Here is a 22,922-nt window from a genome sequence, read left to right on the forward strand (position 1 = left end):
GTTTTTGTTGTTGCTGGTCTGCCTCCTGGCATCACCGGACGCGCCGGCGGAAATAAGCGTGATTGACGATACCGGAAATCCCGTCGCGCTTCCCGGCCCCGCACGCCGTATCGTCAGTCTGGCGCCACATGTGACGGAATTGCTGTACGCGGTGGGCGCGGGTAGCCGTATCGTCGGTGCCGTCGAGTACAGCGATTATCCTGAAGACGCCAAGCGTATCCCCCGCGTCGGCAGCGGTTTCGGTTTTGACATGGAAACGATCGTTGCCATGCAACCCGATCTCATCATCGCCTGGCAAAGCGGCAATCCATCCTGGCAGGTGGCGCGCTTGAGCAGCCTGGGGATTCCGGTTTTTATCACCGAACCGCGGCGTCTGGATGACGTAGCCGGTTTGCTGGAGCGCCTGGGCCGGCTCACCGGCACCGAGGCGGTCGCGGCAGAGGTCGCCGGTGAATTCCGGGGCCGGCGCGCGCAGTTACAGGCCCGTTATTCGGAGCGACCGCGTATCTCGGTGTTTTACCAGGTTATCGATGCCTCGCTGCTGACGGTCAATGGTCAGCATCTTATCAACGACGTGATTGATTTGTGCGGCGGACGCAATGTCTTTTCCGGTCTGCCGGCGCTGACACCACGCGTGGACGTGGAATCCGTGCTGCAGAAAAATCCGGATGCCCTGCTTGCCAGCGGGTACGCCCCCTTGTGGCCGGCTTGGCGCGAGCGCTGGCGCGCCTGGCCCGCGTTTTCCGCCGCCGCGCGCGGCAATCTGTTTTTCATTCCCCCCGACCTGATTCACCGTCACAGCCCGCGAATCCTGCAAGGGGCCGGGCAGGTGTGCGCTGCGCTCGAAACGGCGCGGGCAGCGCCGGACGTTACGAAACTTCGCTAACGGTTTTTCCCCGGCCTCCACAGAACGTCGGCGCGACCGGCGTGCACGTTCAGTACGCGGGCGACCACGAACAACAGGTCGGAGAGGCGGTTCAGGTATCGCGCGGTTGCCGGGTTCGTCTTTTCCGTCTCGCCGAGACGAACCACGCGTCGTTCCGCGCGCCGGCACACCGCGCGCGCCACATGGCACACGGCCGCGGCTTCCGATCCGCCGGGCAGGATGAATTCCTTGAGCGGCGGCAGATTCTCGTTCAGGCCGTCCAGCGCGGACTCCAGTCGCCGGACCTGATTGTCGGAGAGGGTGGTTTGGCCGGGAATGCTGAGCTCTCCGCCCAGATCGAAAAGTTCATGTTGGATGTCCGTCAGCACGGAGCGGAGGTTGGACGGTATCTCGTGAACCAGCAGCACGCCCATGACGCTGTTCAGCTCGTCCACCGCGCCGATGGCCTCGATGCGCGCGCCGGTTTTTTTCACGCGCGATCCGTCGCCCAGACCGGTGCTGCCATCATCGCCGGTGCGGGTGTAGATCTTCGAGAGGCGGTGACCCATGTTCAGTTCTCGATCAGGCGGTAGATGACCGGCAGTTGCATGTCGACGCCGCGGCCTTCCAGCCAGACGCGTGCTTCGACCAGATTGCCGATCCGTTGCAGCGAGTTTAACGCCGAATTGTCGAGAACGGCATAACCGGAACTGCGTTCGAGGCGGATTTTGTCGAGCTGCCCGTCGGATTCCACGCGCAGGCTCAGCCATACCGTGCCTTCCCATCCACGGCTGCGCGCGAGCGGCGGGTAGGTCAGGTAGCGCGAAAGACGGGTTCTCAGTTCTCCCAGCAATTGGTTGTGCTGGCCTGCCCTGGTTCCAATCGTTGGCGCGGATGGCCGCACACCGGTTCCGGTCGCAGGGTCTGCTGGCGATGAACTGGCGACCGCTTCGACTGGTGCTGCGGCATGGTCGCCGGAGGATTTGGCGGCCGGAATAGCAGTCGTTGATCCAGAATAATTAACCGCCACTGGCGAAGGCGCGTCATTTTGCAGTTGGACGTTCAATACGGATTGCCCCAGCCGGAGATTTGGCGCGCTCGGCAAAGTCTGCCCGAACCCCGCCAGCAGGCACAGGTGCAAGGCGATCGACAGAGCCAGGAAGCGCGTTAACGCCATACGTAGTCCATTGTCAGCCGCAGGTTGCGTTCGGGGGCGGGGAAGTAGGCGTCGCGCGATGTAAACGTCGCGTCCAGCCCGATGGCGCCGGTTTCGCTGTATTCGCGGTTGAACAGGTTGTTCACCTGCATCCCCAGCTCCAGATCTTTGTACTGTTGCCGCAGCATGAGATTGGCCAGCGTATAGGAGGGCAATCGCGGGAAGGCGTTGGCAAAGTCGCTGCCATTGACCTGCGAGCCGGTCCATTGGCCTTCCATCCGCAAGGACCACGCCGCGGCGATGCGCCAGTCAGCCGCCAGCCTGGCCTGAGACTGGGGCACCAGTGGAATGCGTTTTCCTTCGTTGGCCCCGGCGGTGATTTTGCCTTCGGTCCAGGTGTAGGCGCCTTGCAGCGACCAGTCAGGCGCGACCGGCAGGGAACCTTCCAGCAGCAGGCCGCGGCGATGCGTTTGCGGCAGATTGACGTTGGAATAGCCGGTGGCGTCAAAGGCGATTTCATCGTCCAGCTTCAGTTCGTACGCCACTGCCTTGGCAGACCGCGCCCCGCGCGAAAATTCCGCGCCGGCCTCGTAAGAGGCGCCGGTCTGGTTTTTCAACCCGACAGGCTGGCCAAACACGGGATTCGTGTGTTCGTCCACCTTGGCGAAGCGAAAGTTCTGATCCGCACGCGTGAACAGCCGCCAGTCAGCATGAGGGCGCCAGCTCAGTCCCGCCGAGCCCACGCTGAGGTCGTCATCGAGCGGGGTCGAGGCGCCGGTAAAAATGTCGTTGGTGACCCGGGCGTAACGCGCGCCGACGGTGGCGGAAAGCGTATTCGACAGCGGGGCGATCGCCTGTCCATACAGGCCGCCCGCCATCTGGTCCACGTTTTGCGGCCCAAAACTGGTCAGCAGGCGGTATTTTGTTTGTTCCACATCCAGACCCAGCGTGAATTGGCACTGATCTGCGCCACAGGCGGACACGCCGTGCAGGCGCGGATTGAGCGTGGAAATCTTGCGCTGCTGGGTGGAAAGCGTGCCGGGAGAAAAACGAAAACTGGTGATGAACTCGCGGTCATTGTCGCGGTGGGTTGCTTCGCCCTCGAATTGCCAGTTTTCGGACAGGGCATGCGCGAGCCCGATCCGGGTAGTTTGGGTGTGCGTCGTGTTGTAGTCGTTGGCGTAGGCATTGACCGATTGCCGGCGATTCGCCTCCAATTCGTCCTTGAACAGCGAGCCGGGTAATTGTGCGTTTTCTCGCGAGCTTTCGTGTTCCAGAAAGACCCGTCCGCTGTTCAAAGCCTGCTCCAGGCGCAGCCTGGCCTGATCCAGTTCGGTGCGATTGTGATCGCGGTAATTGTCGCTGTCACGGTTGCGGCCGCCGAGACTGAAGGCAAAGCCATTGTCGAAACGCTGTCCCACTTGTGCCGTTACCTGCTGCTTGTCGTAGCTGCCGTAACCGGCGCCGATTTCTGCCTCGAACCGGCGCGGCGCGCGACGTGTCACGATATTGATCAAGCCACCCACCGCCTGGTTTCCATACAGAATGCCGGCGCTGCCCTGTACGATTTCCACGCGCTCGACATTGTTCAGATCCACCAGTGACAGGTCCAGGGCGCCAATATCGCTGGCATTGTTGAGCGGGCGCCCGTCGATCAATATCAGGGTGTTGGAAACCGCCGTGGCACCGAAACCGCGCATGTCGATATTGGCGCTGGAACCGTCCCCGTACAGATCCGAGACCTGCACACCCGCGCGGGTACGCAATAAATCCGCCAGCGACAGCGCACCGCTGGCTTTGATTTCGTCGCGGCTCACGACGCTGATGCTGGTCGGGATCGGAATCCCGGTGCCTTCGCTGCGCGTGGCGGTGACGATGACGGCATCTTCGGGATCGGTTTCAGCGCATGCAAGGCTGGCTGGAAGACAGGCGAGCGCCGCCGCGGCGGCGAGAGAGCGAACATTTTTCATTTTTTCCTCCGCAAACCGCGCGCACCCGCGCGGTGATTGAATGCGATGTGCGGAGGAAGGAAAGCGGAAGGCGTGGGGCCATTACCGCCCGGGCCGCCCTCCGCGACACCATCTGGGTGGCTTCAGGCCGGTCTCCGGGCTCACGAGCGGGTTACACCGGGATCCGCGCCTTCCCGTGCCCACGGCTGCCTTGGCAGTCGTGTAATACAACAGGCACAGTGGCGTTGAGCGGATCTCTGACTCGTTTACCGTTGCGGGGGCAGCGCCGGGATGATTCGCCGCAAAAACGAACTTCAGCGAACGCACCGGCTTCCCGTTTCATTTCCCGGAACGACAGTTTCGGGAAACACCTGAAGCTGGTCTACTGCAAACTCCGGTGCAATATATGAAGCGGGGCAGAACCTGTCAATGACATTCCGGTGATTACCGGATAACCACGCGGCGGGCGACACAAGCCGGGAGCGCGAAATGCGGATTTTTTTTCGGTGCGCCAAAAAGAAAAAGCCGGCCCGCAGGCCGGCTTGAAAAAACAGACAGCAGCTAAAAAAACGAGTCTTATTTCTTTTCCGGAGCAGCCGGAGCTGCCGGAGCCGCGGGCGCAGCCGGTGCTGCCGCATCCGCAGGTTTTGCCGCATCCGCCGCCGGGGCAGCAGGAGCTGCTGAGGTTGCCGGAGCCGCCGGAGCCGGGGCAGCCGCCTTTTTCTCGCATGCCGTAACCGCTGTCATGGCCAGAAGGGCGGCCAGAAGAATCGAGTACTTTTTCATGATAAATACGTTTCCTTGTGTTTGAGCTATGGGTATGCCCGTAAATGGGGAATTCGGCTGATCAAGACATGATCTTGCAGCCGGGCGCTATTCTTATCAAATTGGGGAAAGTTTCCATCGCTATTATTGCACGTCAATATTTATTTTTTTGATTGATAAAGCCGGGGCATCCTTGGGCGGACAGCAGATGAACGCCCGTCAGGACGCCAGTCGCGGCGCGCCGTAAAACAGGCCCTGGGCCGTGTGGATGCCGATCTCCTGCAGCGCCCGCTCAGTAGCGGCGTCTTCCACGCTCTCCGCGATGGTTTTCATGCCGAAAGACGTGGCCAGTTCGTGGATATGGGTGACGATCTTGCGATCGGATTCGTTGCGCAGCATGCCGCGCACGAAAGAACCCTCGATCTTGAGATAATCCGGCCGGAACTGGTTGAGGAAGTTATAGGTGGAATAGCCGCTGCCGAAATCATCGAGTGCCAGCTGACAGCCCAGCGCCCGCAGGCTCTGGATGTCCTGATGCAGGCTGTCGCTCAGGGGGATGGTTTCGCGCTCGGTGATCTCGATGGTGATCGAACGGCCCTCGTCGCAGGCCGGTTTGAGCAGCTGGCTCAGCTCACCCACGAAATCCTTGTCATTGAAGGAAGTGATGTCCACGTTCAGGAACAGCGCGTATTCCGGCGGCGTCAGTTTCAGCGCCTGGCCGATGATGTGCAGATCCACGTAGCGCGTCAGCCCCAGTTCTTCCGCCACCGTGATGAAATCCTTGGCCTGGATCACGAGACCGTTGATGCGCATGCGCGCCAGCACCTCGTAGGCCATGGGCTCGCCGCTTTTGAGATTGCAGATGGGCTGGAACGCGGGATGGAAATGACCCTGTTCCAGCGCGTTACGCAGCTGGAAGCCCTGGCTGAAAATGGACATCACCGCGCGGCTGATGTCGGGCGACAGCACCTCGATGCGATTGCGGCCGCGGCGCTTGCTGTGGTACAGCGCCACGTCCGCCGCGCTCACCAGGTCCTGGGCATTGGTGCCGTGCGTGGGCGCCTCGGCCACGCCCATGGAGGATTGCAGCTGCATGTGCCCGACCGGCAGCGGGATGCGCGTGTCGTTGATGCTCTCGTGCAACTTCTGCGCGATGCGCGTGGCGTTCTCGATATCGGTGTTCTTGAGCACCATGGCGAACTCGTCGCCCGCCATGCGCGCGATGTAGTCGTTGCGCCGCACCTGCTGCTTGAGCAGCTGCGCGGTGGTGCGCAGCACTTCGTCGCCGAAGGGATGGCCGTAGGTGTCGTTGATGAACTTGAAACCGTCGAGGTCGATCAGCAGCAGGCACACCGGGAGATTCTTCGGCAGGTGATCGGAGAGGATCACCTCGAGCTGGCCGTCGAAATGACGGCGGTTGTACAGTCCCGTGAGCGGATCGGTGACGGACAGGTGGTAAAGCTCGTCCTGGTATTTGGTGAGCAGATGATTGAGCTCGACGCTCTTGGTGACGTCGCTGAGCGTGCCGATGATGCCGGTGAAGTTGCCAGCCGAGTCGGTCTGCGCATCGGCGTCGAGACTCATCCACAGGCGTTTGCCGTCCGTCGAACGCAGGGAGATTTCCCGGTTTTTCTCGTGCAGGCGCGGCAGCGCGCGCGCATCGAAGTCGCGGATGACGTCCTCGTCCACCAGAAAGTCGCTGAAGGATTTGCCGAGCGAATCGTCGGCGGCGAAGCCGGTCAATCCCTTCCAGGCCGGATTGAGAAACACGATGCGCCCGTCGGTATCGAGCTCGAACAGGATTTCGTGCATGCTGTTGACGAGCTTGCGCAGCCGCGTCTCGCTGAATTCGAGCAGCTCGCGCGTCTCCTCGAGGCTTTGAATGTAATGCCGCAGCGTGGCCGAACCCTGGGTGAAGGCCTGGTTGAGTTCCTGGATTTCGCGGCTGCCGGACTCGATGAGCTGTGTGCGCGGGTGCCAGTTGCCATGGGCGAATTCGCGCGCCCATTCCATCAACGGCCGCAGCGGCGCGGTAAAGCGGGTCAACAGCAGGTACACCAGCAGCAGTGCTGTCACGAGCGCCGCGGCGGTCAGGGCGCCGCCGATGAGGACCACATGGCGGACGCTTTGATTGAGCGGCGCGTTCGAGAGCAGCGCCTCGATCTGTCCCACCTTGGTGCCGTTGACGATCACGTCCGAAACCAGCAGCGGACCGGTTTCGGCGGTGCCGGACAGCAGCCGTGTCAGCCAGCCGAGCGGTTCGGTGTTGCCCTCGTGCCCGTACAGCAGCGAACCGCCGTTCTCGTCGGTGATGCGGATGGAGGCGATCGCCGGGTCATCGGCGATCCGGCGCATGTAGAGGTCCAGGCCGTTGACGTCGTAGTTCGCGACCATGCCGCGGACCGCCGGTTCCACCAGCATCATGAGTTTCTGCGCCAGTTGCTGCCGGGTTTCCAGGTGGGTCTGGGCCGCCTGCCGCGCGAAAGCCAGCGTCACGGCGACGGCAATGAGTATCAGCAGGAAGGAAAAGGCAACGGCGATGCGGGCGCGCAGACTTCGCGGCAGCAGCGGCAGGCGTATCACCGTCGTACCACCGGAAAAAAGGGGAGAAAAGTACCCACGGGGAGCCCGTGCTCCCGTACGGTTTCCGGCAGACGACTTAGCACCAAGACGCTAGCCCCATCCGTTATATATATATTTAAGTGCCGCTGCGAGTGGCGCAAAGTATAACGGTCGGTCTCTCATTAATCCACACCGCCCGGCGAGGCGTCAGTCCGGCAGAAACCATGTATTGCCGTTGTCACGGATTTCGCGCAAACGGCAGTGGTACATCTGCTCGAGGTTGGATCGGTTCAGCATGTCGGCCAGCGGGCCATGGCGGCATTCACCGTGGTCGAACAGCAGAATGGCGTGCGTGCCGAAGCGCGCCGCCAGGTTGACGTCGTGCAGCACGAAAACGTTGAGATGCCCCGGCCGGTGCGCGCGCCCGGCCACCAGCTCCAGCACCTGGACCTGGTGGCGCAGGTCGAGATGATTGGTCGGTTCGTCCAGCAGGCAGATCGGCGCATCCTGTGCCAGCAGGGCGGCGATTTCCACCCGCCGCCGCTCGCCGCCGGACAGCGTCGCCAGTGGACGCTGCGCCAGGCCGTTCAGGCCGACGGCTTCCAGCGCGGCTTCGGCCACGCGATAGTCCTGCGCGCCTTCCCATTGCCAGCGATCGAGGTGCGGATAGCGGCCGGTCAGCACGGTTTCGAGGACGGTGGCGGGGAATTCCGACTCCGCTTCCTGGAACAGCACGCCGATGCGCCGGGCGCGCGTGCGCGGGGGGAAACCGCCGATCTCGCTGCCGTCGAGCCGGATCTGCCCCGCATCCGGCACGCGCAGGCCGGCCAGCGCATGCAGCAGCGTGGTTTTGCCGCTGCCGTTGGCGCCCAGGATTACCCAGTTCTCGCCGGGCTTCAGCTCGGCATCGAGGCTGGCGCACAGGGTGCGCTCCGCAATGGCCAGGGTCAGGTTTTGCGCGTGCAGCATCAGCGAGAACGGACCAGCAGATAGAGAAAGACCGGAACGCCCAGCAGGGCGGTAATTACCCCTACCGGCAATTGCGCCGGCGCCGTCAGGCTGCGCGCGAGGGTGTCGGCGATGGTCAGGAAGCCGCCGCCGAGCAGCACGCTGGCGGGCAGCAGAAAGCGATGATCCGAGCCGCCGAGCAACCTTAATATATGGGGAATCACCAGGCCCACAAAACCGACGCTGCCGGCGAGCGTGACCGCCATGGCGGTCAGCAGGGAAGCCACCAGATAAATGGCGAAGCGCAGCCGCGCGGGGTTTTCTCCCAATGCGGCGGCGGTGTTTTCACCGCGCAGCAGCAGGTTGAGGGCGCGGGCGAACCAGAGCGACACGGCGAGCCCGGCCAGCATGGCCGCCAGCGCCACGGTCGGTTGCGTGGCATAACTCAGATCGCCGATCAGCCAGAACAGCATGCCCTGGATCTGCGCCGCGGGCGCCAGCGCCAGGATCAGGCTGATCAGGGCGCCCCAGCCCGCGGCGATCACCACGCCGGTGAGCAGCAGGCGATTCTGTGTCCACACCGAACCCAGGCGACTCAGGCCGAAGACCAGAAACATGGAGACCAGCGCGCCAAGGAACGCGTTGCCTCGCACCCAGCCGATGCCGAGACCGCCGAGCATGGACAGCAGCGCGGCACAGGCTGCGCCGCCCGAGACGCCGAGCACGTAAGGGTCCGCGAGCGGATTGCGCAGCAACACTTGCAGCAGGGCGCCCGAGAGCGCCAGCAGGCCGCCGACGGCGAAGGCCGCCAGCGCGCGCGGCAGACGCAACTCGTGGACGACCAAATAGACGGTAGCGTTGTCCTGGCGACCCAGCAATGCGTGCCACAATTCCGCTGCGCCGATATCCAGGCTGCCATGCGATACGGCGAACCACAGGGCCAGCGGCGCCAGCGCCAGCAGGATCAGCATCGTCAGCAGGCGGCGGCTCATGTTCTGTAGCCCGGATGAAGGCACGTAGTGCCGTAATCCGGGGAAAGTCGATTGATTCCCGGATTGCGCTTCGCTCCATCCGGGCTACGCATAAGAATGCTGTTTCTGGAGCGGGGCATTCTCTTTGCCGTCAGCGCAGCGGCAGGATCTGCCAGCCGCGTTGCTGCGCCTCGCGCCGCAGGATGTCGTCGGGATTGACCGCCACCGGATGATCGACGATGGAAAGCAACGGCAGGTCGTTGTGTGAATCACTGTAAAACCAGCTGTCCTGCATGGTCAGCCCCTGTTCCTTTATCCAGCTTTTGAGCCGCGTGACTTTGCCTTCGCGGTAGCAGGGCGTGCCGGCGACCTTGCCCGTGAAACGGCCATCGCGCTCTTCCGGCTCGGTCGCGATCAGGTGCGGAATCTCGAACTCCTCGGCGATCGGCGCGGTCACGAAGCGGTTGGTCGCGGTGATGATGACGAGCGTGTCGCCGTTCGCGCGATGCAGGTTCACCAGCGCGCGCGCCGCGGGCGTGATCATGGGCAGAACCTTGTCCTGCATGTAGCGCCGGTGCCAGCCGTCGAGGGTGGCGCGGTCGTGAAGCGCGAGCGGGCGCAGCGCGAAGGCGAGAAATTCCATGATGTCGAGCGTGCCGGCCTGGTACTGGGCGTAATAGCGCTCGTTTTCGCGCTCGTATTCCTCGCCGTCCACGATGTGGTTCTCGATGAGAAAACGGCCCCAGGCATGGTCGCTGTCGCCGCGCAGCAGCGTGTTGTCGAGGTCGAAGATCGCGAGGGTCAATTTATTATTCCAATGAAACCGCAGATAAACGCAGATTAACGCAGATTTGAACTCTTCTCTCAATATTTATCCGCGTTTATCTGCGTTCATCTGCGGTTCCAGAATTATAAAAAACTCTTTCCGGCAGCAGATTCCGCAGATCCCAGAGATGTATGTTCGCGTCATCGGAGGTCGAGGCCAGGTAACGTCCGTCCGGTGAGAACAGCACGACAGTACCGCACAGTTCGTGCGGCTGAAAGCGCTGCAACACGTTTCCGGTTTGTGCATCCAGCAGGTACACCGCACTGTCGGTTTGCCGGCCGATGCTGGCGAGCTGCCGGCCATCGCGGTCGAAGCTGATGGATTTGACGATGCCGCGGTGCGCCGTGGGCAGGACGGTGAGCGATGCATCAGCGAGTCGCCAGCGGAACAGATTGAACCAGCCGCTGCCCAGGAGGATGTCGCCGGCGGGCGCGAAGGCCAAGTCCTGCGCGTCCGTGGGGGGAGCCGGGAGTGAACGCGGCTGTTCTCCCGGCCGCCAATAAAAGACGACTCCGTCCGTGCCGCCCGAAGCCACTTGCCGGGTGGCAGGATGATAAGCCACGGCGCGCACCGCGCCACGGTGGAGCGGCAGGTCCTGCAGTAGCGCGAAATCGGTCAAATGCCACAGCCGCACATGCCCGTCGCGGTGACCCGTGACCACCAGCGCCGTGGCCTCGTCCGCCACCATGTCGGTGACCGGAGAGGGCGTGGCGAGACGTTTGATCAGTTTGCCTTCGCGCGTCCAGAGCGCGAGCAAACCGTCGTATCCGGCGGAGAGGATTTCACGATCGTGGTTGAGAAATTGCAGCCCCTGAAGCGAGCCGTCATGCGCCGTCCAGCCGCCGAGTTCCGTTCCCTCCGGCAGGCTCCACAGGCGTATGCGCCCCTCCGAACCACCCGAAGCGAGCACCTTCGATGCGGTGTCGAAGGCGAGCGCATAGCCGTTGTTGTGGACGTCATGCAGGATGACATTGGCGGGAATACGGGGTGTGGACGCGCACCCGGTCAGCCCCGGTCCGGCCATCATCAATACCATACCGGCAATCCACCATCGGCGCGGCGCCGCATTGCCGCCACCGCGGCTTCGTGGAAAAATCATGTTATTGTTCCGTTATGCTTGTGACTGAACGGTTGACGGGTTTGTAATGATAGACGAACACGGTTACCGCCCCAACGTGGGCATCATCCTGTGCAACCGCGTTAACCAGGTTTTCTGGGCGCGCCGCTGTGGCCAGGATGGCTGGCAGTTTCCGCAGGGTGGCGTGCGCCCGCAGGAACCGGTCGAGCAGGCCATGTACCGCGAGCTGCGCGAAGAGGTCGGCCTGTCGCCGGCGCACATCGAAGTGCTCGGCCGCACCCGCGACTGGTTGCATTACGATATCCCCGATCATTTTCGCCGGCGCAATCCGAACAGCGCCTTCCGCGGCCAGAAGCAGATCTGGTATCTGTTGCGCCTGATCGGGCAGGATCAGGACGTGCGTCTCAATGCCTGTGAACGACCGGAATTCGATGAATGGCGCTGGATCGAATACTGGAGCGCGCTGGAACATATCATCAGTTTCAAGCGCGAGGTCTACCAGCGGGCCCTGACCGAGCTGGAGCCGCTGTTGTCATCCCTGAAAACCCGCGACTGAGGAGCAAGCGGCGCATGCCCTCAGCCGCTGCACGACCCTCCGCGCGTTATCGTTCCGTTGTCGTGGTCCTGCTCTTGGCGTTCATATTGCTGGGGATTTTTTCCCTGGGCCGCCTGCCCGTCGATCTGCCGCCGTCGGGGGAGGCACCACGGCTGAATCTCCATGTTTCCGCTCCGGGACTGATTGCGCCGGTGCTGGAGGAACGCCTGACACAGCAGCTCGAGCGCACGCTGGCCGGCGTACCGGGCGTGGCCGGCATGGATTCCATCACCAGTTCGGGCGAGGTCGGCATCGACCTGTCGCTGCATCATCGGCGCGATATCGAGCGCGTGCAGCGCGACGTCATGGCGCGCCTGGAGCAGGCCGCTGCCTCCTGGCCGGGGTCAGTGGATGCGCCGACGCTGGCGTTGACGGATGGCGCGTCGAAAGTGGCGGAGTTCACCCTGACCTCGGGCACGCGCGATGCGCTGGCGCTGCGCGACTGGGCCGAAGCCGAGTTTGCCAAGCGCCTCCGGGAACTGCCCGGTGTCGCTGCCGTGGATATCGAGGGCGGCACGGTGCGTGAAATCCTGGTGCTGCCGGATCAGCGGCGCCTCGCCGGTTACGGGCTTTCGTTCGAGGACCTGTTGCAGGCGATCCGCAAGAATCCCGAGGCGGATTCGCAGGCGCGCGCGGCGCCGGTGAAGGGGCGATCCCGGCGCGAACCCGTGCAGTCCGGCAATCTGGCCGCGTTGGCGGCGCTGCCCGTGATGCTGCCCGGCGGCGAGAGCATACATCTCTCGGAGGTGGCCGGACTCACGCTCAGCCAGGAGCCGGGCCCGGCCTTGCTGTGGGTCGATGGCGCCGAGGCCGTCCGGGTGAAGGTGGCCAAACAGCCGCGCGCCGCCCTGTCGGAGGTCGCTGAAGAGGTGCGGGCGCATGTGGACTGGATGCGCGCGAACCGGTTGATTCCCGAAGGCATCGAGATTCATTCCTTCGTCAGCCAGCTCGATGCCGCGCGCAAGCCACTGCGGAAAATGGCCTATGCCTTTCTCATTGGTTTCGTGCTGGTGTTGGCCGCGGTCCATCTGTTGTGGGGCAGTGGACGGCGCACGCTGATGTTCGGCGTGATTCTCATTGCGGCGTTGCAAGCGGTGTTTATTGTCATGGCCTTGTCCGGCGCGGCACTCGATGCCATGACGCTGGGTGGCGTGGTGCTGGGGACGGGTCTCTTCGGCGGTGCCGTCATGCTGTTGTTCGGGAGCACGACGCCTCCCGCGCCGGCGCCGGTCCCCAGCGTCAATCCGGTTATCGCCGCGACGGTTGCCATGATGATGGCGCTGGTTCCGGTCTGGTTCACCGGTGGCGAGCTGGGCGCGGTGTATCGCGAACCGGTTTCGGTTTTTGCCGGCGCCTGGCTGCTGGCCGCGCTGCTGGCCCTGTGGCTGGTGCCGATGTTCGATACGCGCCGCCGCCGGCAGGCAAGCACGTCGTGGCAGGTGACCGTCCGTCATGCCGTGACCGGGATGCACCGGTATTACGATGCGTTGCTGCGTCGCCTGCTGCAGCGCGCCGTGCCGGCGCTGGGGGTGGCCGCGCTGGTGTTGACGGCGTTGACGGCGGCGGTTTTCATGAAAAGCCGGGAGCTGTCCGCGCCGGTCGAACTGCCCGGGCGGGAAATCGTATGGCGACTCCAGGGACCGGACAGCGCCCGCTTGAGGACGCTGGCGGATGATGTCGTGCAACGCTTGCGCGCGCTGCCCGGATTGCATCAGGCCAGCCACTCGGGACAGGTGACGCGGGAGGAGTGGCTGCCGCGCCTGGATGAAGAACGCGCGCGTGAACTCGGCGTGGACCTGGGTCTGGCCGGCAAGGCGCTGGCCATTGCCGCAACCGGAATACCGGCGGGAAGCTTTCGTGATGCGGACCGGCGTTACAACGTGCGCATGCGCCTGTCGTCCGAGGACGCCGCCGGCATCGCCGCCGGAAATATCCTGCTGCTCGGCGAACTGGAGCATCGTCCTGCCGTGTATTTGCGCGATATTGCCACGCTGGAGCGGGTTGTCGTGCCGGCACGGATCCACCGCCACAATGGAACACCTGAAATCCGGATAACCGCCTTGCTGGCGGATACCCGCTCACCCGATCGGCTGATGACGGAAACAGACAGGCTGCTCGATAAAATGAAACTGCCGTCCGGTTATCAGTTGATGCATGGCCGCGGCAGTGACGCCGCGCGGAATGACAGCGGCATAATGGCTTTCTTGCTCGCGGTGTTGCTGGTGTTTGCCGCGCAGACCGTGTTGCACCGGTCGTTGCGCCTGGCGTTGCCGATCACGCTGGCGGCAGGCGCGACGGTAGTCGGGACCGGCGCTGTGCTGCTGTTATCCGGCGTGCCCTGGTCGCCACCGCTGTGGCTCGGCGCGCTGATGTTGTTCGGCATTGCGGCAGGGCATGCGGCCGCGTTGGCGGCGGCCCGCGAAACGCGACACCTGCGACAAATTGCCCGGCATCAGTTTCGTCCCTTGTGCGCCATGGTGCTGACGGCCGCCCTGGGCATGCTTGCCTTGATGTGGGTCAATGGCAGTGTTTCCGGCTTGCATATACTTATTACTGTTTTACTCACCGGATTGCCGATTTCATTGCTGATTAATCTGCTGCTGACCCCGCTGTTGTATTGGATGTTTCTGCGCCAGGAACAAACTCCCGTGTCCCGGCGTCTATAGCAGTCATGCTGTTATCTGTTAACATTTCGCCCTGATTTTCTGGTTCACCGGAGGACCCCGTGACTCACCTTCCCCGCCGTCTGTTCCTCAAGAACACCCTCGCCACCGCCGTACTGGTCGGTGTCGGCAGCGCCGGCCTGTTCCGCCCCGGCTGGGCCCTCGCCGCCGAATGGCCCAAGGACGCCTTCGCCGCCAAGCAGCTCGACGAAGCCATCCGCGCCGTCTTCGGCCCCGGGGCCCCAAGCCCCTCAACCGCCGTCAAGCTGCGGGTCCCGACCCAGGCCGAAAACAGCGCCCAGGTCCAGATCCAGGTCCTGGCCGAGATGCCCAACGTCGAGGCCATCGCCGTGTTCGTCGAAAAGAACCCCTCCCCCCTGGTGGCCCACGCCAGCTTCAGTGGCGCCGAAGGCTACTTCTCGGCCCGCATGAAGATGGGCCAGACCTCGGACGTGGTCGCCGTGGTCAAGGCCGGTGGCAAGCTCTACACCGCCAAACAGAACGTGAAGGTGACGGTGGGTGGGTGTGGGGGTTGATGAGTCCTGGAGCGACTGACGAAATGAATCTGTAGGGTGTGCTGAGCGTCAGCGAAGCGCACCGATGATTATAAATTTTTATATTTGTTTTTTTGAGGATTGATTCATGGCTGAACGCAAGATGAGAATGCGCACCCGCGCCCAGGATGGCAGCGTCGAGTTGCAGATACTGATATCGCACCCGATGGAAACCGGACTGCGTACCGACAAGAACACCGGCAATAAAATCCCGCCGCATTTCATCCAGCGCCTGACGCTGGAACACAATGGCAAGGTCGTGGCCACGGTCAACACCGGCGCCGGCATTTCCGAGGATCCGCTGATCGGTTTCCGGCTCAAGGACGCCAAGCAGGGCGACAAGCTCAAGGTTTTCTGGAGCGACAACATGGGCGAGTCGGCGACGCTGGAAGGCACTGTCGATTTGTCCTGAGATTTACCTGTTTCAAATAAAAAAACCGCCCGATGGGCGGTTTTTTTATGGGCAACCAGAATTCAATGGCGAAACAAGGTACGGGACACAGCCCTGTTATGCGCACGCTGGCAGCAGTATTATGTTCTGCCGGTTCGGCAGGACAGCAGCACACACCTTTCAGAAAACAAGGAGACGAGCATGGCCAAAGGAAAAGGCAACGCTTCATCTGGTTTATCGATACCACGCAGTAACAAAAAGCCGGCTTCGGAACACGAGCTCCAGCAGATGGTTGCCGAGAAGGCTTACTTTCGCGCTCTCGAACGGGGTTTTCAGGGTGGCGATCCGGTCGAGGACTGGCTTATAGCGGAACGTGAGATCAACGAAAAGTTTTCTAAATTCTCGCAGTAACCGTCCCTGACCGCGGAAGCCAGCCAAGGACTCAGAGTCCACTGACCCCAATTGTTACAACAGAGGCCATCCAGCTACATCAACCGACAATTGAAGCAGTCAATGCTGTGCAGTAAGCTTTTATTCATTGGGACCGAAATATCGAGTGGGTCACAGTGGTCCGGGAAACCGGCCCCGAATACGACGCAGGAGATGGGTGGGCAGTCATGAGCAAGCGCTTCCTGAGGTGGGTCGAGACCTGGATCGAGGAAAACATTCCTCCCGGCGCCAATCCCGACATCGAGAGCCACGAGGCGCGTGCGGAGCGGCTGACGGAGAAACTGTTCGCCGAGGCGGCCGCGGCCGGCTTCACAAACTTCGAGACCGAGGAGGAGCGGGAGCGCGTTTCGCCCCGGGTCCTGGCCGCGGTCGCGGACAGCACCGACTTCGACGTCGATGCCTATCATCTCAAGTCGCAACTGGCGGGGGAGAATGAAGACGGCGACTGAGCCCCGCCGTCCGACTCACTCATGGAAAGTAGGGTCAGTCCAGTCTGTCCCCAATTGTTTCCGCACGGCTCAAGGACGCCAAGCAGGGCGACAAGCTCAAGGTTTTCTGGAGCGACAACATGGGCGAGTCGGCGACGCTCGAAGGCATTGTTGATTTGTCGTAAGTAATATTGTCTGTGAAACACAAAAGCCGCCGAAGGGCGGCTTTTGTGTTTTTGGAGTCAGGCAAAACGGTTTGATTTCCCGATTTCGCGTTAAAGGGATATCGTTATGCGTCCGTTATTCAACTCTTTGAAAAGCATGGACATAGGTGATGTGCCTAGGCGGCTTGCTTGACAACTATTGCCGGTTGGGCAATAGACACTATTACCCGTTATCCGGGAAGGAAGTATATAAGAAGAAACTAATAAACATTTGTGCGGGCGCCCGCCAAGTTACGCAGAACAATACGGGGCGCAAATGGGGAGAGTACATTGGTCCTCTGCAATTCTGTTATACGCCGAGTTGTCACGGCCACCGTTGTTTTTCTGATCACACTCTTAACCTTGCTGCTACCGGCAGCGGCGCAGAATTCCGCGCCCGTTTCCGTTGTCTGGCTCGCCGATCACAAACATCTCAAACGCATTGACCTTGTCACAAACCAGGTCGACCTGATCGTTGCGCTTGATCATGAAGCTGAAGCGCTGGCGGCCGACCCTATGGATAACGGTGTCTGGATGCTGGCGCAGAAAAAGCTTTTCAAATTCGACAACGCTGGCCAATCCGCTCTCCAGATCGAATTAAAGAACATCGCTGACAAATTGGATGATCCCAAGTATCTGGTTCTGAATCCCTACGATGCCAGCCTATGGGTCAGCGGCGAGAAATCCCTGTTGCACGCCGATGCGCAAGGCCGCCGGCTGGGGGCATGGCAAGTGTCGGGCGAAATCCAGGCCATGCAACTCGATGTAGACGAAAGCCTGTGGTTGTTCACACACGAGAGTCTTCTGCATCTTTCTCCGCAAGGCGTCATCCTGCATAACCTGGAACTCAAGTCGCAAGTTAAAGAGCCTGAATATCTGGCTTTGGACAGCCTCGGCGGATTGTTATGGGTGGCCGGCAAGAAAGAGCTTGTCCAGTTGGAGTCGAATCACCTCGATCAGGCCCCGCGCCCGGTAGCGGTGTCGAATGTTACAGACGGTGATGATAAGAAGATTCTGGCGCTTGCGGTCGATCCTCTCCTGGGGAACCTGTGGGTCGTCACGAAACAAAACCAGCTTTTTATTTACGACCGCGAGACCAATCTTCTCAAGACCGTCGATTTTGGTTCGCACGATCTGGGTGAAGTACAAACGCTGGTGTTCGAGCCGGTAAGCGCGAGCTTCTGGCTGGGCGGCAAGAAAGCGGTCGAACGTTTTACCAGCAATGGCGATTTGGCTGCGCGCATCGCGGTCGACGAAGAAGCCGAAGTTATCGGTGTTGCTTCCTTCCGCCTGTCGCCGACACTCACGCTGCTGGAGCCCGAGAACGGCGGCCTCACCAACAACCCGCACCCGCCGATCCGACTGGGGCTGGGGACGAGTTGCAACGCCGTGCCCTGTCTGCTGCCGGACACTTACAATCAATCGCTGGTGCTCAGCGTGGACCTCAACGGCTCACCCATTGGATCGCTTTTCACCCGCTCGGTCACCGAAGCATCCTACGTGTCGCCGATTCGCCTGCCGGAAGGCCTCAATGCCTTGGGCGCCCAGGCGGTCGATCTTTTCGGTCATCCGTCTAATCGGATCAGCGCCAATTTCGTCGTTGATACCATCCCGCCGCAGTTCTTGTCCGTCACGCCGGCCGATGGCGCGAATGTCCCGCAATCCGAAGCGGCCATTACAGGCACGCTCGACGATCCGACGGCGAACGTGATGCTGCTCGATGGCAACGGAAGTGTCGTTGCTGCTGGCGGCGCGGCCTTCAATTTTGTCGCCCCGCTGAAACCCGGAACCAATCTCTTCACGCTGCTCGCCCGCGACCCCGCGGGCAATGAATCGAGCTTGCTGCTTCGCCTGTTGCACAGCTCCTTGTCGGTCAAGTTCACGAGCCCGGCCGCGGGGACGGTACTCGATCGCATGCGCGTGCTCGTGAGCGGCACCTTCCAGGGACCCGTGAATACCGGCATCAGCGTTAACGGTACAGTCGCCCTGGTCTCCGGCGACCGGTTTCTGCTCAATCTCGATCTCGAACCGGGCCCGAACGCCCTGACCGCAACCGCGACGACCCTAGACGGCGTCACCGCGACCGATACGCTCATTGTCTCGGTCAGTCAGACCGAAGCAGACCCATTCGAAATCACCATTACCCCGGCTGCGGGCACCGCGCCTTTGCCCGTCCGCTTCAGCGTCGGCAACTTCAGCGGCCAGACCATTATGCGCGTCGAATTGGACATCGACGGCGATGGTTCGACCGACAGTATTGTCACCGACCTCAGCGAACCGGTAGAAGTCACCTACGCGAATCCCGGGATATACCCGGCTCGCGTCAAGATCATCTACGGGCAGAATCAGAGCTATGAGCAGACCATGGCCGTCGTCATCCATGATGCCATGCAAATGGATACGCAGTTCACTACTCTCTGGAATGGGACGAATGAAGCACTTATACGCGGTGATGTCAGCACTGCCTTGACTTACCTCAACGAAGGGGCGAAGCGGAAATACGGGCCTGTGTTCCAGGTGCTCAAACCCCATATGCCGCAGATCATTGCCTCGTATTCGCCACTTCGCCGTGTTTCAATCTCTGAGGACATCGGTGAATACGCGATCGTGCGCAATTTCAATGGTCAAAACCGCGTCTACCTCATCTATTTTCTGCGGGATGCCGATGGGGTGTGGCGGATGGATGCAATGTGACAAGGAGCCAGTTATGAAACAGAGAACGAATCTGCTGTGCCTGTTATTTATGTTTATGGCGCTCCCTGCCTGCGCCGCAGAATACCCGCCGACTTATTCGGCCGAAGCTATCGAAGCCTGGGTTATTGATGCCGAAACCAAGAAACCCATTGAAGGCGTAATTGTGACCGCCAACTGGGAGCTCGTTGGCGGCTTCGAGGGCAACACCCCCGTGGGGCAGATGAAAGTCCTGGAGACCGTCACTGACAAAGATGGCAAATTCACTTTCTCCGCTTGGGGCTCCGAACCACGGAAGAAAGGTTACTTACGCAACCGCGATCCGCAGTTTCTGCTGTTCAAACCCAGTTATGAATACAGACGCCTCGTAAATGAGGTTAGCTCCAAGATCAGCATGGCATCCCTGCGACGTTCAGAGTGGAACGGGAAGACGATTGGGATGAAACTGTTCAAGGGGACTCAGGAAGAGTATGCAGAACATATCTATCGTCTGGGTAGCGACATGGATTCCATGCTCGATTTTGCACGCGGCGATAAAGATTGCAATTGGAAGAAGACACCACGAATGCTTACAGCTCTCCATAAAATGAGCCTGCATTTCGAGGCCCAAGGAACAAAACTTAAAGGCTGGCGACTTGGTCAGCGCATTATTCGCACAGATGACATTCCACACAATGCCAAATGTGGTTCCGTAGAAGAGTTTTTCCGGAGCTATCTGCAATGATGCATGTACAGCATTTGGTCGCTGTTTTTGTTCTCACTGCCTTAACATCAGTATGTATGGCTTATGAGCGTAATACCCATAGAGAGATCTCGACGGCAGCGATAGAAAATTCTACTCTGCAAACAGACCCAGATATTCTCAAAAATTTGGGTCTGAAAGGCTCGGACAGATTTCGCAATTCCAAAAACAAAGAGAGGCCAATCTTTGGCCTTATCGAAGACGGTGCTGACTTCGAAGATGGTCTCACCGACGACTGTGAATCCCGCCCACGGCACCACTTCTACGACCCCGCACATGATCAAGGATTGCGTTGGGGAATTGTTCGCGGCGAGAAATCCCCTGACTGGGCGCTGGAAGACAAGGGCGACATCAACGAACAGGAATTCTCCTACAAAAATGCCCGGGGTTATTTCTACCAAGCGCTCACCTCCACAAAGGAAAACGATCGCAAGGCAAATTTCGGTCTTACTTTTCAAAGTCTTGGCCACGTCATCCACCACATTCAGGACATGGCCCAGCCGCAGCACGTACGCAACGATATCCATATCAAAGCGGGGGAAAACTGCTGGTACAAGAGCATCGCCAAGCTCATCGAGAACCCAAGCCTGTACGAACACTACACCGACGACAACCGCGGCAACCTCCCATTCATCGATCCCGACTACAATCAAGGTAAGTCGGTTGTCTTTACTGCCCCTCGGAAATTCTGGACTGATGATGGCAAAGGCTTAGCGGAATTTACCAATCGCAATTTCGTTTCCGTCGGCACGAACTACCAACTGTTCAACAATCTGCCCGTCGCGAATGCAATATATCCCCGGCCCGTACCGCTTCCCGGACAATCGATCCATATCCGCGATCTGCTCGCGGAGGAGGGGAGAACCACTGACCTTGACGGCTACGTCGACTTCATCGCCAATACTGTTGCCGACCCCGTTGTCGGCGACAAGCCTAACTCCCGTTCCGCTTCCGTATCGATCTTCGATCAGGACCTTAAGACCTACAACCAGACTATTACTTACAATACCGACCCCCTGGACCCAATCTTCAACGTTCAGGTGACTACCGATCGGCTTCTGACACTCAATCGGTTTAATTTCAAGAAAGCGCACGACTTCCTCATCCCCCGCGCTGTCGCCTACAGCGCGGGCCTCGTCGATTACTTCTTCCGCGGCAAGCTCGAAGCCGAGGACGTGACCTTCACTGACACCGGGATTTCGTTGCGAGTGAAGAATGCCATCGATCCCCAGAAGACCCCGGCGTGGGCAAATGAAGTCCTTTACTCCACAAGCTCCAATGGTTCGGCGGGCAGTCTTGTGGTCGCCTTCGACTATCAGGATAGCGCCGGCAAGACCCAGTATGGCGTCTCGAACACGGTTTCGGTACGCGCCACCGATACTCTTGCTCCTGGTCAAGTTTCGACCGACGTTTATGATTTCACTCTGTCCGTTCCACCCGATGCTAAAAATGTGAACTACCGGCTTATCTTTCGTGGCAAGCTTGGGCAAGAAGAAGATGCTGTGGCGGTGGGCGTTGCCGAACAGATTTCTGGCTTTCTCGTCACACCGAATTATTTGCCCACCGATGGCATTACCGGTCAACGCGCAATCTTCAAGCAGGGTGGGCAATGGAGGTTGAGCGAAAAGAAGAATTTATTAGCGGGAAACATCGATTGGAAAGGTTGGTATGTCAATGGCAAGCCTACCAAAGTGCTTACTTGGCATGGACCAAAGGCACGCTATTTTCCAAATCCATCCGGATTCAGTGCCCCTTTTACTCCTAACATCTTTCAAAATGGAGAGCTCTTTTCAGTTGCTCCTCATGATGTCTTCGGAGCTGCGCTTATGAAAGATTCTGACGGAAAGGAATGGCTAATCGCAATCTGTATGCGTTTTGGAAGCGATATCGTTTATCGACGCCCTAATGTGAAAAGTGATTCCCCAGCTTTGTATGATCCGGTCACAGCAAAAGATGGATGGCAGGAAATCGGAAGGTTTTTACCTGATTTAGGCTGGAATCTGGAAATTCCCTGGTTTTTCAATGGTGATGGTACTGCAGCTCAAACTATGCGGAGAAAAACCAAATACATATTCGATGACATTGGGAAGTTAATCAGTTCCCAATATGACGGGCTTGACAGGGCAAAAATAGAAATTGTTGGTAATTTAGCGGAACGTACCAATTTAGGAAATTATTCCGGCATTACAGTTACGAGTACGTGCGAACGGAAACCGTTTCCCTCGGAAAATTGCTTGTCATATGAGGTGTCACTTCAAGAGAACCAGTTACGCGACGGAAAATACATAATGGCTGTCGATTATCTGAATAATCAAGAAATTCTTGCTGTTTTGTCAGATACGCGTTCAGGTATGTATGATTATTCCGCTTCAAGAAATTACACCAAAGTCAACGATGTTTGTTCGGGCTTTGAACAGCATGTGACCTCATTAAACGTAGGGTCGGGTGCGTCAAGTCTGGCAATCGGATCCAGATCGTATGATTTGATAAAGAATGATGAAACATGGCTCTATAGAATTGATAGTGTGTCCAATTTCTATACCAGTTCTGCTACCGCAGAGGTTTCCTATTCGTCGGTGAATGAAAGAAATGAACTTCATCATGTGGACCTGCGTTATGGTTTATTGACAGGCAGAAGCGTAAAAGACAGTTTCATGACAGCTGGAAGCGCCAGCTCCAATAGATCCGATTTTGTTGTGCCGACAACCCTCAATACTGGGCGTGTGATTACACAGGAGGTAAAATCAAATATTGCGAGTCAACTCATATTTGAGTCATCAGAAAACACATCGATGCCATTTGGAATAGGCGCATCACTATCAATTCATCTCGATTCCTGCGGCCCAGTCGGTTCGAAAGTCGAATATCCAGATTACCGGACTATTATCGCCCCTTTGACGGGTTCATGGGTTGTGGATGGCGGTGAAAATTTGTTGATAACTCAAGAATATACAGGCCAGAATGGGGCAAAGCGGAATTTCAACTACTTAACAGGCGGCGATCTATATCAACTTATCCAAACAGCGCCAGAAGATGCGCGTTACTATCCATCTGGTGTTATTAAATAGAGTAACCATGAATTATC

18 protein-coding genes and 1 riboswitch are annotated in these 22,922 nt (G+C 59.5%); of the genes, 10 read left to right on the forward strand and 8 right to left on the reverse strand.

Translation table 11 applies throughout. The features are described from left to right. Positions 1–58 precede the first annotated feature (58 nt). A complete protein-coding gene (locus tag SCL_RS04945) occupies positions 59–886 on the forward strand; it encodes a cobalamin-binding protein (protein ID WP_197702719.1) in 828 nt (275 codons plus the stop codon). Here the strand turns inward: SCL_RS04945 and SCL_RS04950 are convergent. The 8 genes from SCL_RS04950 to SCL_RS04990 all read right to left on the reverse strand — a co-directional run bounded on the left by SCL_RS04950 (position 883) and on the right by SCL_RS04990 (position 11,141). Next, positions 883–1,434 carry a cob(I)yrinic acid a,c-diamide adenosyltransferase gene (locus SCL_RS04950; RefSeq protein WP_096360192.1) on the reverse strand — a complete coding sequence of 184 codons (552 nt, stop codon included), beginning with the start codon at positions 1,432–1,434 and terminating at the stop codon, positions 883–885. The two genes, SCL_RS04945 and SCL_RS04950, sit on opposite strands and share 4 nt — an antisense overlap. A 2-nt stretch (positions 1,435–1,436) precedes the next feature. After that, a complete protein-coding gene (locus tag SCL_RS04955; protein WP_096360193.1) occupies positions 1,437–2,042 on the reverse strand; it encodes a TonB family protein in 606 nt (201 codons plus the stop codon). Next, entirely contained in the window at positions 2,033–3,991 is a 1,959-nt protein-coding gene (locus SCL_RS04960; RefSeq protein WP_096360194.1) for a TonB-dependent receptor, read from the reverse strand. Before SCL_RS04960 ends, SCL_RS04955 begins: the two co-directional genes overlap by 10 nt. A gap of 108 nt (positions 3,992–4,099) precedes the next feature. After that, a riboswitch (cobalamin riboswitch) is annotated at positions 4,100–4,360 on the reverse strand. Between the two features lie 594 nt (positions 4,361–4,954). Next, positions 4,955–7,318, reverse strand: coding sequence for a putative bifunctional diguanylate cyclase/phosphodiesterase (locus SCL_RS04970; RefSeq protein WP_096360196.1), 2,364 nt, complete (start codon positions 7,316–7,318; stop codon positions 4,955–4,957). A gap of 186 nt (positions 7,319–7,504) precedes the next feature. Then, positions 7,505–8,266: an ABC transporter ATP-binding protein gene (locus tag SCL_RS04975; protein ID WP_096360197.1), complete on the reverse strand. Its 762-nt coding sequence runs from the start codon at positions 8,264–8,266 to the stop codon at positions 7,505–7,507. Further along, a complete protein-coding gene (locus SCL_RS04980; RefSeq protein ID WP_096360198.1) occupies positions 8,266–9,237 on the reverse strand; it encodes a FecCD family ABC transporter permease in 972 nt (323 codons plus the stop codon). Before SCL_RS04980 ends, SCL_RS04975 begins: the two co-directional genes overlap by 1 nt. A 130-nt stretch (positions 9,238–9,367) precedes the next feature. Further along, positions 9,368–10,021, reverse strand: coding sequence for a histidinol-phosphatase (locus tag SCL_RS04985; RefSeq protein WP_096360199.1), 654 nt, complete (start codon positions 10,019–10,021; stop codon positions 9,368–9,370). 76 nt (positions 10,022–10,097) lie between these two features. Further along, on the reverse strand, positions 10,098–11,141 hold the full coding sequence (locus tag SCL_RS04990; protein WP_096360200.1) for a WD40 repeat domain-containing protein: 1,044 nt from the start codon (positions 11,139–11,141) through the stop codon (positions 10,098–10,100). Positions 11,142–11,187: 46 nt separating this feature from the next. On the opposite strand from SCL_RS04990, the gene SCL_RS04995 reads away from it, so the two are divergent. From SCL_RS04995 to SCL_RS13990, 9 genes are all read left to right on the forward strand, one after another. Then, the gene (locus tag SCL_RS04995) at positions 11,188–11,676 is read left to right on the forward strand and encodes an RNA pyrophosphohydrolase (protein WP_096360201.1); all 489 of its coding nucleotides are present in this window, start codon (positions 11,188–11,190) and stop codon (positions 11,674–11,676) included. Positions 11,677–11,690: 14 nt separating this feature from the next. After that, positions 11,691–14,381, forward strand: coding sequence for an efflux RND transporter permease subunit (locus SCL_RS05000; protein ID WP_096360202.1), 2,691 nt, complete (start codon positions 11,691–11,693; stop codon positions 14,379–14,381). Between the two features lie 59 nt (positions 14,382–14,440). Further along, positions 14,441–14,914 (forward strand): thiosulfate oxidation carrier protein SoxY, encoded by a 474-nt coding sequence (gene soxY / locus SCL_RS05005; protein ID WP_096360203.1) that lies wholly within the window; start codon positions 14,441–14,443, stop codon positions 14,912–14,914. Positions 14,915–15,020: 106 nt separating this feature from the next. Then, entirely contained in the window at positions 15,021–15,344 is a 324-nt protein-coding gene (gene soxZ / locus SCL_RS05010; RefSeq protein ID WP_096360204.1) for a thiosulfate oxidation carrier complex protein SoxZ, read from the forward strand. A gap of 180 nt (positions 15,345–15,524) precedes the next feature. Further along, a complete protein-coding gene (locus SCL_RS05015) occupies positions 15,525–15,734 on the forward strand; it encodes a DUF2934 domain-containing protein (RefSeq protein WP_096360205.1) in 210 nt (69 codons plus the stop codon). 206 nt (positions 15,735–15,940) lie between these two features. Further along, a complete protein-coding gene (locus SCL_RS05020; RefSeq protein ID WP_096360206.1) occupies positions 15,941–16,222 on the forward strand; it encodes a DUF768 domain-containing protein in 282 nt (93 codons plus the stop codon). A 473-nt stretch (positions 16,223–16,695) separates the two neighbouring features. Continuing rightward, the gene (locus tag SCL_RS05025; protein WP_172425929.1) at positions 16,696–19,098 is read left to right on the forward strand and encodes a hypothetical protein; all 2,403 of its coding nucleotides are present in this window, start codon (positions 16,696–16,698) and stop codon (positions 19,096–19,098) included. Between the two features lie 13 nt (positions 19,099–19,111). Continuing rightward, a complete protein-coding gene (locus SCL_RS05030; RefSeq protein WP_096360208.1) occupies positions 19,112–19,819 on the forward strand; it encodes a hypothetical protein in 708 nt (235 codons plus the stop codon). Continuing rightward, complete coding sequence (locus tag SCL_RS13990; protein ID WP_148664995.1) at positions 19,816–22,905, forward strand: phospholipase C/P1 nuclease family protein; 3,090 nt, start codon at positions 19,816–19,818, stop codon at positions 22,903–22,905. The genes SCL_RS05030 and SCL_RS13990 overlap by 4 nt, the downstream gene beginning before the upstream one ends. Positions 22,906–22,922: the final 17 nt, after the last annotated feature.

This window comes from Sulfuricaulis limicola (assembly GCF_002355735.1).
GTDB classification, from domain to species: domain Bacteria; phylum Pseudomonadota; class Gammaproteobacteria; order Acidiferrobacterales; family Sulfurifustaceae; genus Sulfuricaulis; species Sulfuricaulis limicola.

Excerpts from the sequence above, each read along its gene's own strand:
- SCL_RS04950 (WP_096360192.1), bottom strand. The coding sequence starts at position 1,434 with ATGGGTCACCGCCTCTCGAAGATCTACACCCGCACCGGCGATGATGGC.
- SCL_RS04955 (WP_096360193.1), bottom strand. The coding sequence starts at position 2,042 with ATGGCGTTAACGCGCTTCCTGGCTCTGTCGATCGCCTTGCACCTGTGC.
- SCL_RS04960 (WP_096360194.1), bottom strand. The coding sequence starts at position 3,991 with ATGAAAAATGTTCGCTCTCTCGCCGCCGCGGCGGCGCTCGCCTGTCTT.
- SCL_RS04975 (WP_096360197.1), bottom strand. The coding sequence starts at position 8,266 with ATGCTGCACGCGCAAAACCTGACCCTGGCCATTGCGGAGCGCACCCTG.
- SCL_RS04980 (WP_096360198.1), bottom strand. The coding sequence starts at position 9,237 with ATGAGCCGCCGCCTGCTGACGATGCTGATCCTGCTGGCGCTGGCGCCG.
- SCL_RS04990 (WP_096360200.1), bottom strand. The coding sequence starts at position 11,141 with ATGATTTTTCCACGAAGCCGCGGTGGCGGCAATGCGGCGCCGCGCCGA.
- SCL_RS04995 (WP_096360201.1), top strand. The coding sequence starts at position 11,188 with ATGATAGACGAACACGGTTACCGCCCCAACGTGGGCATCATCCTGTGC.
- SCL_RS05000 (WP_096360202.1), top strand. The coding sequence starts at position 11,691 with ATGCCCTCAGCCGCTGCACGACCCTCCGCGCGTTATCGTTCCGTTGTC.
- soxZ (WP_096360204.1), top strand. The coding sequence starts at position 15,021 with ATGGCTGAACGCAAGATGAGAATGCGCACCCGCGCCCAGGATGGCAGC.
- SCL_RS05015 (WP_096360205.1), top strand. The coding sequence starts at position 15,525 with ATGGCCAAAGGAAAAGGCAACGCTTCATCTGGTTTATCGATACCACGC.
- SCL_RS05020 (WP_096360206.1), top strand. The coding sequence starts at position 15,941 with ATGAGCAAGCGCTTCCTGAGGTGGGTCGAGACCTGGATCGAGGAAAAC.
- SCL_RS05030 (WP_096360208.1), top strand. The coding sequence starts at position 19,112 with ATGAAACAGAGAACGAATCTGCTGTGCCTGTTATTTATGTTTATGGCG.
- SCL_RS13990 (WP_148664995.1), top strand. The coding sequence starts at position 19,816 with ATGATGCATGTACAGCATTTGGTCGCTGTTTTTGTTCTCACTGCCTTA.